This is a genomic window from Fimbriimonadaceae bacterium, from assembly GCA_019638775.1.
Lineage (GTDB): Bacteria > Armatimonadota > Fimbriimonadia > Fimbriimonadales > Fimbriimonadaceae > JAHBTD01.
Map to the genome: position 1 here is coordinate 250,015 of JAHBTD010000001.1, position 12,693 is coordinate 262,707.

The following is a 12,693-nucleotide window of genomic DNA, read 5'->3' on the forward strand; positions in this document are numbered from 1 at the left end:
AGGAGATTTTATATGTTGAAGAAGGTATTTTTGGCGGCTGGTTTGGTTGCGTTGGCGCTCGGCGCTCAGGCTCAATCGCGAAGCTCTTTTCTTGGGGTAAGTCAAATCAACGGGATCACCGTAACGCCAAGCGGCGGCGGCCTCGTCTACACGGTTGCTGTGGGCGCTGCGCCGACGTTCGTTTATAACAGCGTCACGTACAATATCCAAAACGTTCTGGGATTCTGGTCCCTGCGAAATCAGGACCCCGATAACCTCGGAGCGACCGGAAGCAACTTTACCGGCCTGAACGGCAACTGGACGTGGAACGACAGCACTTCGGGTACAGGCTCGATCGCAGGCTGGAAGTCCAATCCGAACGACGGCATCTTTGCCAATCAATCGGACACCTTTACCTACACGGCGATCAACGCTGGAAACATTGACCAGTTCGGTTTCCACGTTCGTTTGACCGAAGGATTCTTCCCCGGCACACAGGGCAACACGGGCCACATCACGCTTGACCCGGTACCCGAGCCCGCTTCGCTTGCGATCCTTGGTGTTGGCGCTTTGGCATTGCTGCGACGTCGACGACAGACCCGATAACTTCTATCGCGTCATCATTTGAAAACGCCGATGGCTAATCGCCATCGGCGTTTTCTTTCCAAGCCCTTAGCCACTCGGCGACGCTCCAGGCCTGCCAGGGACATCCGTTGGCGCGGTGGGGGGCGTCTCCATCGTAGACCTCCGCCAATCCTCCGATCCCATATTCCGTCAGCATCTCTCGCCCCTGGCGCAGAATCCGTTTCGCTTCACCCTTATCTCCTCGAAGCTTGTCTAGCGCCGTAACATAAGGGCCCATCAGCCAGGGCCAAACGGTTCCTTGATGGTACGCCGCATCAAGCTCACGGAGTGTGCCTTCAAATCGCGCTTGATAGCCCGATTCCGATGGCCCCATCGTCCTCAATCCATACGGCGTCAGAAGCTCCCGTTCGATGTGGCTCAAAGCCTGTTCGGCGCGTTTGCCTTTAGCAGGTCCAAACGGGAGAGACATTGCGATCAACTGGTTCGGACGAAGGGTTGCATCGAAGGGATCGACGGTGTCGAAGTAGTGGCCCCTGGATGCGCACCAGAACTTGGATTCAAAGCTGTCTTCGGCAAACTTCGCCGCCTTCTCGTAGCGCCACGATTGCTTGCCGAGCTCCTTCGAAAGCCAAGCCATGACCCACAGGGCATTCACCCAAAGCCCGTTGATCTCAACCGGCTTGCCGTGACGAGGGGTCACCACCCAGTCACCAATTTTTGCGTCCATCCAGGTGAGTTGCTCCCCTGGAACGCCTTGCGTGAGTAGTCCGTCCTCAAGGTCCACTCGAATACCGTACTCGGTGCCCTTGCGGTGGCAGTGTAAAACATCCTTGATGCACTCGTAGGCAAACTCGGCGAACGGAATGTCCCATTCCATTTTCAGGGTTTCGTACAAAGCTTGTACAAACCACAACGTTGCGTCAACCGTGTTATAGTCTGCGCCTCCATCCTCTACAAATCTGTTTGGAATCAACCCCTTTTTCAGGTGCTCCGAATATCGCATGAGGATGCGTCTTGCCAGATCGATGCGTCCGGTGTGGAGACACAAGCCCGGCAGGGAGATCATCGTGTCTCGTCCCCAAGACGTAAACCACGGGTAACCCGCGATGATCGCTTCACTGCCTGGCTTATCGATCAGATAAACCCCAGCAGCTGATGCCAAGCTCGCGCCCAGGGGTTGAGAGAGTGGGCTCTGTACGGGCTCAGTAAGGTCCATCTCTTCGTAGGTGTTGACCATCAATCGTGCGGTTTGTCCGGGAGCGAGTTCGTATTGTAGTTCGCACGGGCAGTAGAGATCCTCTCGATAGTTGAGTCCTCTTTCAAGCTCGCGTGCATGATCGAACCGGTAGTACCAGCCCTGAACAGGAACGCGCTGCGCACCTGTGTGCTCAATACGAATTGGGGTGGGATCATCCACTACCGCAGTGGCTTCGGCCTCGAAGAGCATACGTTGGGGGTAATCGGCGCTCTCATGAAACTCGCCATGATAGCTGCGGTGGGCGACCAGCGGTCTTAACGCAAGAGAGAATGGGATTTCCCCTACGTTTCGATACTCGATCACGGCGGCGTTCTCATGTCGAACCAGCCAGATCACCTTCTCCAGGCGGCATTTCCCAACCCGCCAACGCCACACGGCCTTCGTCCCAACCTCGAAGGACTCCAGATAAAGGTAGCCCTCGGGGAAGATTGCTCCCGGGTACTGATTGGTAGAAAGTGAGACGGGGTTACCCTCTGCCTGAAGGGTGCACTCTATGTTTGCCAGAAGAAGCGTCCGCTCCATCGAGTCGCTGCATGAAAGCAGGTGACCGTGATAGCGGCGGGTGTTCAATCCTGCGATCGTCCCCATAGCAAAGCCGCCCGCTCCGTTCGTCAAAACCCATTCGTGACGAGACGAGAAATCGAGATTGCGGCATTGCTCTTGATCAAACCGATAGCCCATAGTCCTACCATCGCACAATCCTCAACAGTTCGTTAGGCCGAAACGTCGGACTTGATGAGATATACCTGGTGGAATTACCTGGAATGACCGAGAAGAATACTGGAATATGGATCATGAGGGTCAGAGGCGCACCTAACCTTTCAGGGGACTCCAGGATGGAATTATCACTCGCAAAAGGATTCGACAAATCGAACGTGCGGCTATCATGGTTTGACCGCAGCGGCAATCTGCATACCGAGGACGTGTACGTCATGGAAGTGGGATTTGTGCCGATGTACGGCCAGTGCATGGTCACGAGCATGGGCGAAATTAAGCTTGATAGGATTCATACGTGCGAGCGGCTCGACGCCGCTGCTGCGTAAACGCTCAACCGCCAATAACGGTCAGATGAGGCGCCTTTGGCGTCTTTTCTTTTCTCTGGATATCCCTACTTTTTAGGCGCTCGAATACATCGAACGCGCGGAATTGGAACCCTATCCCAAACCGCCGTGGCTCCTGTCGATACAGCAGATACAGCTCGAAACACCCTGCCACCTGCGAAAGAAAAACCTCTCTATCGTAGAGTGTGCTGCGCTCCGAATCGTACTTCCCGATAACCGAAAGCTTGCGCGGGCCAAGCTCCAAGTCGGCACGCGTGATCCACGTATGCTTTCGATCCAGATCATCAAAACTGAACGAGGGTGTGCCTGTATCTACCGTAAAGGTACGCCCGACTGCGATCTGTAACTCTTTGGCGGGCTTCCAGAGCAGACCCGCGGTGCCGCGCATCCAGCCAAACTTTTCGTTACCCAAGTACATTCGCGCATCGAACCGGGCGAGGGTGGACAGTTGAGAGTTGACACTGTAGGCAGGGATTCCGACGGTGCTCGACACAACAGCGCGATTGCGATAGCCGCCGCCGTTCTCACCAATGCGCTGGTAGCGTATCTGTGCGGTCGTTGCCAGCGGTCCAACCGTTCCCCCCATCTCAACTGCGATATCCCAGGGTTTTGAGATTCCTCCACCGCCGAGGCTGCCACCCGACGAGAGGTTCCACGCCGAGCCGATACCGGCAGTGAAGACACGGGCAGATAGCCGTTTGTGCTCGGATTCTGGGCTTTTGACCAATACGTTGTCGAGGTAAGAGTCGGAGAATGGATCGCCGAGCTCAGAGCCGGGACGCACGGATCGTTCCGACCCGCCTTTGAGCAAGTCTTGGCTGAGCATGAAGTCGGTCCGGGGCCGACGTCCTGTAAAGCTTGAGAACGATCCGGACACGAAAGTATCCGCAGCCACCGGGATGTCGCTCGACCAAGTCACGCCAACGCCTGTTCCTGGACGAACGCTAAGAGATGGCATGGAAATCCCTTGTGAGCGACTATCGAGGCTGAACGTGTGCTTGGGCAGAGACAAGACCTTCTTTCCAAAAACGTTGAGCGCGATGCGCCGAACGACGCCGCTCTTTCCTGGACGGACCACAGCCGAATCCCCGCTGATCGTGATGCGACCGGGTTCGTCGGGGCAGGGCATCGCGACGATGTTCTTGAGCGTCCAGGCGTCTGGCATCACGTCGATCGACTCTGCTTTCACCACGAGACGGTCCACATGAACCTCTACATCTTGGGCGTTACCCGTCCCAAGCGCCCAATTGAATTCGAAGCGCTGAGCGAGAATCATTCCGTCTGGATCGTCGATACGAACGTCCCCCTCGGCGACACCCCTCTCCTCTCCATCCTTCATATAGAGTGTGAGCTTCTCAGCCGTTAAGACCGTTGGACCGTAGTAGGCTTTGACGCCCCCAGTAAAAGTAAGGGTTTTGGCTTCGAGATCGGCTGATTTGTGCCGCCATTCGATGCGAAGAACTTGGTCGATCTGCTCCGATTGGATCACAAAAGCTGGCGCAACGCTAAGCGGCGAGAGAACAGGAGCCGGTGTGCCGATGAGCCAAGCCATTGAAGAATTCCCAGTGTACCGAACCGTACCGAACAATCGACGTCCCAGGAAACGTCGTGTATCATAGGAGAGCGTAGGTCTAAAGACATGCTTGAAGCTCGTACCGTCCCCATATCCCGTTCGGAAGCTATACAGGAGGAGTTGTATTGGGTTGTTCGTTGCCGCGCCGGCGACGAAGTTGCCCTCGGCTACCTGATAACCCGACACCGTAACCGCCTCATTCGAACCGCCGCCAACCTGTTGCGAGATCGCCACGAAGCCGAAGATGTAGCGCAAGAAGCGTTCCTTAAGGCTTTTCGTGAGATTCATCGGCTACGGGATGATCGCGCGTTCGCCGGATTTCTCTATCGCATCTGTGTCCGTCTTTGCATGGACAGGCTGCGACTAAAGCGCCCTGAACTCGTCGAGTTCGACACCGCCCAACCGCACGACGGTGGGATTGTCGAAAACCGAGTGGTGATCGAAAAGGTCTTGGACCTTCTATCGCCCGAACTGCGTACAACGCTTGTACTTCGCGAAATGGAACAACTGAGCTATGAAGAGGTTGCCGAATTGATGCACGTTCCTGTGGGAACGGTGCGTTCGCGCCTCCATACGGCTCGTGAGCGCTTCCGGAAGCTTTGGTTGGAGGCTAATCGCGAGTGAAGTTCCGGCTTTTCGGGTGTACCAAGTTTAGCCGCCTGCTCTCGGACGCGCAGGACCGGCTAATCACGGATAGCGAACGCCGATATATGGATCGGCACCGCACCGTGTGCCCGAATTGCCGCAAGAAAGAACGAGAGAGCGACCTTGCCTTGAATATGCTGCGGATGGCCGCCTTCGACGTCGATCCTGAACCGCAGTTCGATCAGCGTGTCCTGCGTCGGCATAAGCTCGATACCGTGCGAGAAGATATCCGCTACTGGTCGCCAACGGTATGGGGGGCCGCCTTCGCCGTCGTCGCGATCTTCGCTGCTCTTCAGATGGTAAGCCGTTCTGCGCAGCTTCCCGTCTTCCACGGGCCGGGTACCGACGCGAAAAGGGTCACTTCAGAAGCGCCCCTTATCCCGGATTGGAATCCTGGAGTTGATGCTCATCCGTTCTCCAAATGAACGCTTCGGCTAGGATCGCACTCGGGGTCATCGCCGGCTCACTGCTCACTCTCATCATTGACTCACGTTCGCGCCCCATTGCGCTCGCCGGAATCGTCGAGCAGGGCCGCTCCACCGCCATTCAGTCGTCGAATCTGATTCCGCAAAACAGTCGACAACTCAGCCCTCCGCAAAACCTCATCGATGCCAGCATGTACATGCAGGTCGGGGCCATTCAGCTTGGACCGGGCGGCAAACTCTCCTCCGAGGAGATCACGACTCTCTTGCGCGTTGCCGAACACGCCGCTAAGTCGGAACCCTCGAACGCCTTTTGGAAGCAGATGATCGCCGTCCTTGAGCTCAAGCGAGGGCGCGCGACCGAGGCGAGAACGGCTTGGCTGGAAGCGGCCACATGCACGAACTGGAGAGACTATCAGTCGGAGAGATTGTTCGCCATCGCAAAGCTGCTCTCTCGGGAAACCGGAACCCCGATGGCTTGGCATGTCTCTCGTGCGATGATGTTTCGCTCAGATGCGTGTGCAAACACGATCCGCCAGACGGGGACAAGCATCATCTCAAAGTCCAGTACAACTTCCAAGGGCGGGCTTGTCGTTCGCTACGCAACGCTTGAGAATGGGCGGCTCTTACGCGACGGCTCGCGGTCAATCACGTCAGGCTTATCCGGGGTCACTCTCATCGAACTAGCGAGCCTCCCGCCTGGCATCCGTGTGCCGGAACGCTCACCGCGCAACCTCATCGTCTCGCGGCTTGAGTTTGTGAAGAACCTCCGGGGCGAAGGGTTTCCCGACGAGGCCAAGATCGCAGAAAGAGCCTTTTCGGTCAATGATGCGTGGAGTGCATTCTTGAATCGCGACGAAGCCGACGGTCTCACTCAGAGGCTTGTTCAGACCTCGCTTGTTTCGGCGACGCTACCCAGCGCACTGCTCATGATCTCGCTGATTGGTATTGCTGTGTTAGGGCTGTCGAAGGCTTTTGAAAGATGGCCTAAGATGATGGTTGTCTTTCGCGCCCCATTCGCGCCTGCGATCGGAGGGCTGGCCGCGATCGTCCTGTACCTGACGACAGACTTGCTTCTGCTTGCCCTGACCGCTGTTCTTTGCATCGGCTTTGTTGCCTTCACTCCATCTAAGACTCGCAGCCGTCCTCCGGACGATCTTGGGCCGCTGTTCAAGGTCGTCTGTGGCACCTTTGTCGTTGTCTTTGTCGGGCTGTTGTCGGTCTTCATCATCGGCCTCACCAGACCCGCAATCGAGATTAGCGAACTAGCTGTCATCCCTCCCGAATACATCGGAGGGGGGACGCTGCCGCTGGGCTTGGCGTTTATTGTTCTCTGTCTTTTGTGCGTTGCTGCGCCAAGTTGGGCGTTTGTCCAACGCATCGATACGACCCGGGCGCTCACCATCGCTTTTCGGCAATTCGGAAGCTACACGATGTGGCTTTGCCTCGTGTTCGGTATCCTGGCAGTGCCAGCCGGTATTTTTATTGATAGCCGCACGGAGGCACAACTTAGCCAGATTCTCGCAAACGAGCCAAACTACTACATACTCGATGCACGATTTGCAGGCTTCTCGAATACGCCCGATCGCTGAACGTCGACAGACGTTGGTGGAAAGTCTGCGCCAAGACCCCGCCGGACTTAGCTGGTGCGAACTCCACTCGGACCTCATCGACGAAGCGATTCGAGAGATTTACGAGGCTGTCCGAAGAGCGCACCCTGACCTACCGCATATCTCGATTGTGGGTGTGGGTGGTTATGGAAGACGCGAACTTGCCCCTTATTCGGACATCGACATCGTTGTGATCCCCATCGAGGAGACCCATCCCGCCCTCGATGTCGCTGTTAAAGAGCTTTACTTTCACCTGCACGAGGCTTTCCGAACTCAGTTTGGGTTAGAACCTGGATACGCCTATCGGCTCATCAACGACGCCATTGCTCTGGATGCCAAGTCTCAAACCGGGATGCTCGACGCCCGACTGGTCGCGGGTTCTCACGCACCGCTGCAAGCCTTCCAAGGGCTGTTTCATGAGTCATTTGTCGCCGGTGAGTTTGTGCTTGCAAAAATTCGCGAGCGCGAAGAGAATTTTCGGACCTACCATGACACCCCCCTCGTTACTGCTCCCCATCTCAAAGAGGGTGCAGGGGGCATTCGGTGTTTTCATTGCGCGAACTGGATACGCCTCTCCATTGAGACCATGCCTGCGCGGCCCAGCTCGGCTTTCGACTCGGTCGCGAAGTATCGCAATCTTCTCCACGTTGTTGCAGGCAAGCCCACCGACCATCTGACGTGGGCACGTCAAGGCGAACTCGCCGAACTGCTCTCCACAACGCCCAACGACCTTATGTCCGAACTTGCAACGAGCATGCTCGCGGTCCACGAAGAGTACATCGCAGCGCTTGACGTCCTCCGCGAATCGCGATACCGCATCGCCCCCGGAGTGATGGCGATCCGTGGTGAAGCAAGAGTGACTGGCGATGCGACGCTGAGCGCAGCCGCCCAAGGCATCGCGATTGCGACAGAGCTTGGACTGCGCGTGGAATCGGATGTGTCTGAATCTAGCCCGGATGTTGATGGGGCAGAGGCACTGCACGCTATCTCGTCAGGCGAGGTGACGCTGCGGAATCTTGACCGGTCCGGACTGCTTGACAGGCTGCTCCCCGAACTCACCGCTTGCCGGACGCTCATGCCCCAAGACCCTACGCACACCTACTCGGTCTTTGAACACACACTGCGCGTTATCCGCAACCTCGACAACGTCCCTCGCGAGGGATACTTGGGCAACGTTCGCGCGGCTGTCTCGGCAAAGCCAGCGCTGTATCTCGCCGCGCTGCTCCATGACACTGGCAAAATCGATCCACTGCGAGAGCACAGCGAGTTAGGCGCCGAAATCACCCTTCGAGTGGCTCAACGGTGGGGGATTGCCTCAAATGTGCGCGATACGGTTGCCTGGCTGGTTCGGGAGCACCTGACACTGGATCGCTTCTTGCGGACTCGCGATGTCGAAAACGCACAGGCCGCTTGGGATTTCGCCACGATTGTGCAAAACCAAGAGCGACTTGATATGCTCACGCTCTTAACCTACGCCGACGTCAATGCCGTATCCGATACTGCTTGGACCGTCACCCAAGACAGCTACCTACGCGTCCTCCACGAGCGGACAACAGCCGCGCTCGAAGGGGAGACATCCACGGCACCGGCGCCCGCAACCTTCCGCCGAATGCTTGAGCGCGAGCTGATTAAAGAGGACATCGACGACGACGAGATCCGCGCCTATCTGCAAGCGTTACCGCCGCATTACATCCTCAGCACACCCACCGAGACAGCAAAACGGCATCTCCAGCACGAGCGGCGTGCGCGCGAAGGCGCTGTCATCGTTGAGGTGAACCATAGACCCGACGCCCACACCAGCGAGATCACGGTCTGCTGCCTGGACGCGCCCGGATTACTGAGCAAGATCCTTGGTGTGGTTTACGCCTACGACGTCACAACTCTCGGCGTTCGCGCGGCGACCACTCGTACCGATAAGCCGGTCGCCATCGACACCCTGACCGTCAGTTTCAACGAAAACTGCGTCCCTTTCGCGACAGAAAGGCAGATCGAAACCGGCCTTCGCGAAGTTATCGAAGGCCGTACGCCGGTCGCTGACATTCTCAAGAAGCGCGGCAAGGACGCCAGCCGTAAACAGGACCAGTTCACGTATACGTTCACCGAGGGCAAGCCGGGAATCCTTGAAGTGCGTGCCCCACGCGGACGCGGCATGGCCTATCGCATGTCTCAGCTCATCTCCGAAAACGCTTGGAACATCTCCACTGCAAGATTTGGGCAATGGGCAGGACGGGGTTCGGCGACTTTCTATATCTCTGGTAAGGATGAAGCCCCCCTTTCGGCGACGGACGTCGAGCAGGCTCTCTCGCGAGGGGTATAGTCTGCCTGGCCTATGAATGCGGTCATTTTTGGATGCGGCCGAACCGGCGCAGCGCTTGCCCTGCAACTGCGGGCTGCAAAATACAGCGTGACGATTATCGAGCAAAACCCTGAGGCGCTCATACGTTTGGGCAACGATCACGGGTGCGAAATAATCATCGGCAGTGGCCTCGATAACGAGGTTCTCCAACGCGCAAACCTCGCGAACGCGGAGGCTTTTTTCGCGCTTACTCGCGGTGACAACACCAACCTTATGGCGGCCCAGATCGTGCGGCTCAAGTACAACTGCCCTCGCGTCTGTGTCAAGGTTTCCGATCCGCTCCGCGCCGATGCGTACCGCAAGATGGGCTACGTCTGCATCAATCCCCCCTCACTCGCCGCTGGCATGATGCTGGACTGGGTTTTGGAGAGAGAGTATAAGCCGGTTGATGCGTACAACGATCTCCCCGAGGAGCTGAAGGTTTAGTCCATGTATATGGTTCTCGTTGGCGGTGGCAATGTCGGGCTTGAGCTCGCCAAGCGGCTGATCGAAGCCGATCACGAAGTGCTCGTTCTCGAAAAGGATGCTCGCAGCGCCGTACGGTTGATTCAGCTCATCGGCGAAGAGAATGTTTTGATCGGCGATGGCTGCGAGGTTGTGGTGCAAAAGAGCGCAGGTCTTGAGCGTGCCGATGTCGTCGTTGCTGTGACGGGCGAGGATGAAGACAACCTTGTGGTCTGCCAGATGGCAAAAGCGCTTTGGAATGTCGACCGGGTTTTGGCCCGAGTCAACGATCCCGACCATGTCGAGGTCTTTAAGCAACTCGGTATCGACGACACGGTCAGCGCCACCGGCATCATCTATTCCCTGCTTGAGCAGCAGATATCGCCTGACGTGGTTGTTCCGGTTGGCGCGTTGGGTCGCGGCAACCTCGAAATCGTGGAGGTAGAGCTCAGTTCACGCTCGCCGGTAGTCGGGAAGAAGGTGCGTGATCTCGTTCTGCCCGCACAAACGAATATCATCTGGATCGTTCGAGAAGATCACGGGTTGGGCGTGACCGGTGACACCGATCTTCTTGTGGGAGATATGGTCGTCGCGCTCGTGAATCGAGACCACTCCATTGAGTTTCGCGCTGCCCTCCATCCTGTGATGGCCCAGGGCTAATCTCTCTCGATACGAAGCGTCTTCTCGTGGGTGTAAACGGCAAAGCCCGTTGGACTGCCCTTTGGCTTGCGCACATACTTCTTCAGTGTGTAATCGACTTCGACATAGCTCGAATGCTTGGCTACGCTGTGCTTGACAGCCACCTGCGCCGCAAACAGAAGCGCTTCCCGGCTGATCTTATCCGGCTGGTTGTGGGTTTGGATGACGACATGTGTTGACTGAGATCCGCGCACATGAAGCCAGATGTCATTGGGCTTTGCGATGCGCAAGGTGAGGTAATCGTTCGCCTCAGAGTTCTCACCGAAGAAGACGCGCTCGCTTCCGGGTCCGATTAACTCTCGAACCTTCTTGCCTTCGTAGGGGCGATCCTCTTTCTTTTGAGACGCTTCCGGTTGATCGAAGAGCCATCTGCGCGCCTTCGCCGCCTCCCGCAAACGGTCCACTTCGTCCGGGTCGGTGGCAGCTTCAAGGCGCGCCAGTAGCTCGTGCACGTCTTGCATCTCGGCGGAGAGACGCTGCATCTGCTCTGCAACATCCGACGCGCTGGCCTTGGCCCGCTTTGCCTTGTGAAAGAAACGCTCGGCGTTCTGCTTGAAGTCAAGGTCTGGATTCAGCGAGATCGTAATCGGCTCTCCGCTATAATCGTGCGCCTCAAGCTTTGTTGCTCCCTCTTCTAAACCGTTTCCATAGGCAAGGATCAACTCGCCCTTGAGTTGCAATGCAGCCGCGCGCCTCGATGTATCCAAGACCTCTTCGAGCGACTGGATGGCGACTTGGCGGGCCAGGGTCACGCGCTCAAGCTGCTGGAACAAAGATCGTTTGCGTTGCTCGGCTTCATAGGCAGGAAGGGCATCCTCATAGTGCGTTTCCAGCGCGTGAGAGATCGAGCCGAATTCTCTCACCGAATAGCCAAGCGCCCGAACATCGACAGGATACGCGCCGAAACCCTCGGCGAGCACCGGCTGAAACTCCTCAAACTCGACACGTTGACGCAGGCGATCGAGCGGCTCGACCTCTGCCTGAAGCCACCGCACCAAAAATGGCGATGCCCCTTCTCGGCCCTTGAGATCGTCAAGACCATCTGCACTCCACAAAGAGGGCATAGGATCGACCGGAGGGGGCGTGTAAGGGCGTGTAGGGCCTATGGGACGCGCGCTCTGGCTGGGGCTGAGCCACTTTGCCGCTGAGGCGATCTTGCCGTCGGGATCGACGAGGAGCAAATTGCTGTGCTTGCCCATGATTTCAGCGATCAGTGTAAACACACCTTCCTGTGTCCCAAGCTCGATCTTCAGAATGCGGTCGAAGCCAACCTGTGTGATTGACATCACCCTGGCGCCATCGAGCTTGGCGCGCATCGTCCGGCAAAGGTGAGGGATATCCGCCGGGTTGCGCCCTCGGCTGCTTATGAGATGAATACGCCCAAACATCGGGTGTACGCAGAGGCTGAGATGTCTCTCCTCGCCGCCCGCATAGATTCCCAACACGACCACATCCCACGAGGGCTGGATGATCCGCTGGAGCTTGCCGCCAATCAACACCTGAAGCTCCGCGCAAACAGCGGCCAGGCATAGACTGTCAAACGGAATCTTTTTTAGCTCGGGCATCGCAAGCTTCATTAAACCAGCCCGAGACGTATAGAACATTGCCGACCATGAGCCAGATTCCCCAGCCGCCCCCCATGCCTCCCCCACCCCCGATTGTCAATCCACCCGAGGGGAAGACGCCAAAGGCGTGGATTTGGTACCGAGCGCTTTGCATCTTATTGGTGCTGATTCAAGGGTTCTTAGCTTGGTTGGGATACTGGATTCGAACGAACGCGGAGTGGTTTCATCAGGAGGACCCCAGTCAAGCTGTAGCGACCTATCGTGGCGCGGGGGACTTCTTGATCGTGTGCGCCATCGTCTTTGCGATCTTGAACATCGTCATCATTTTTCTACCGCGCAAGCGGTGGGCATACGCTTTGCACGTCACAAACGTCATCGCGGCGATCGCGCTTTGCTGCCCCGCACCGCTCGCGATCTGGGTCCTCGTCATGATCTGGAAGCCGGAGAATCGAAGGTGGTACGACGCGTAGAGACGAAACTCTTTTTCACGCGGTGC

Annotated in this window: 12 protein-coding genes; 9 read left to right on the top strand and 3 right to left on the bottom strand. The window is 57.1% G+C overall.

All coding sequences use genetic code 11. From position 1 onward, the window contains the following. Positions 1 to 12: 12 nt before the first annotated feature. Positions 13 to 585, top strand: a complete 573-nt coding sequence (locus tag KF784_01175) for a PEP-CTERM sorting domain-containing protein (GenBank protein ID MBX3117649.1) — start codon at positions 13 to 15, stop codon at positions 583 to 585. Positions 586 to 619: 34 nt separating this feature from the next. On the opposite strand, the gene KF784_01180 is transcribed toward KF784_01175, so the two are convergent. Further along, positions 620 to 2,503 (bottom strand): glycogen debranching enzyme family protein, encoded by a 1,884-nt coding sequence (locus tag KF784_01180; protein ID MBX3117650.1) that lies wholly within the window; start codon positions 2,501 to 2,503, stop codon positions 620 to 622. Between the two features lie 155 nt (positions 2,504 to 2,658). Here KF784_01180 and KF784_01185 point away from each other — a divergent pair, with 155 nt between their 5' ends. Continuing rightward, positions 2,659 to 2,865, top strand: a complete 207-nt coding sequence (locus KF784_01185) for a hypothetical protein (protein MBX3117651.1) — start codon at positions 2,659 to 2,661, stop codon at positions 2,863 to 2,865. 4 nt (positions 2,866 to 2,869) lie between these two features. Here KF784_01185 and KF784_01190 read toward each other — a convergent pair whose 3' ends face one another. Beyond that, on the bottom strand, positions 2,870 to 4,435 hold the full coding sequence (locus tag KF784_01190) for an LPS-assembly protein LptD (protein ID MBX3117652.1): 1,566 nt from the start codon (positions 4,433 to 4,435) through the stop codon (positions 2,870 to 2,872). A gap of 87 nt (positions 4,436 to 4,522) precedes the next feature. Here KF784_01190 and KF784_01195 point away from each other — a divergent pair, with 87 nt between their 5' ends. Genes KF784_01195 through KF784_01220 form a run of 6 tightly spaced genes read left to right on the top strand, consistent with a single transcriptional unit; the run spans position 4,523 to position 10,593 of the window. Further along, the gene (locus tag KF784_01195) at positions 4,523 to 5,080 is read left to right on the top strand and encodes a sigma-70 family RNA polymerase sigma factor (protein MBX3117653.1); all 558 of its coding nucleotides are present in this window, start codon (positions 4,523 to 4,525) and stop codon (positions 5,078 to 5,080) included. Next, positions 5,077 to 5,526 (top strand): hypothetical protein, encoded by a 450-nt coding sequence (locus KF784_01200; GenBank protein ID MBX3117654.1) that lies wholly within the window; start codon positions 5,077 to 5,079, stop codon positions 5,524 to 5,526. Before KF784_01195 ends, KF784_01200 begins: the two co-directional genes overlap by 4 nt. Continuing rightward, a complete protein-coding gene (locus tag KF784_01205) occupies positions 5,523 to 7,115 on the top strand; it encodes a hypothetical protein (protein ID MBX3117655.1) in 1,593 nt (530 codons plus the stop codon). Before KF784_01200 ends, KF784_01205 begins: the two co-directional genes overlap by 4 nt. Continuing rightward, positions 7,075 to 9,450: an HD domain-containing protein gene (locus tag KF784_01210; GenBank protein ID MBX3117656.1), complete on the top strand. Its 2,376-nt coding sequence runs from the start codon at positions 7,075 to 7,077 to the stop codon at positions 9,448 to 9,450. The genes KF784_01205 and KF784_01210 overlap by 41 nt, the downstream gene beginning before the upstream one ends. A 12-nt stretch (positions 9,451 to 9,462) precedes the next feature. Continuing rightward, a complete protein-coding gene (locus KF784_01215) occupies positions 9,463 to 9,915 on the top strand; it encodes a TrkA family potassium uptake protein (protein ID MBX3117657.1) in 453 nt (150 codons plus the stop codon). A 3-nt stretch (positions 9,916 to 9,918) separates the two neighbouring features. Next, a complete protein-coding gene (locus tag KF784_01220) occupies positions 9,919 to 10,593 on the top strand; it encodes a TrkA family potassium uptake protein (protein MBX3117658.1) in 675 nt (224 codons plus the stop codon). On the opposite strand, the gene KF784_01225 is transcribed toward KF784_01220, so the two are convergent. Then, on the bottom strand, positions 10,590 to 12,197 hold the full coding sequence (locus tag KF784_01225; protein ID MBX3117659.1) for an NFACT family protein: 1,608 nt from the start codon (positions 12,195 to 12,197) through the stop codon (positions 10,590 to 10,592). The two genes, KF784_01220 and KF784_01225, sit on opposite strands and share 4 nt — an antisense overlap. A 47-nt stretch (positions 12,198 to 12,244) precedes the next feature. Here KF784_01225 and KF784_01230 point away from each other — a divergent pair, with 47 nt between their 5' ends. Beyond that, the gene (locus tag KF784_01230; GenBank protein MBX3117660.1) at positions 12,245 to 12,667 is read left to right on the top strand and encodes a hypothetical protein; all 423 of its coding nucleotides are present in this window, start codon (positions 12,245 to 12,247) and stop codon (positions 12,665 to 12,667) included. Positions 12,668 to 12,693: the final 26 nt, after the last annotated feature.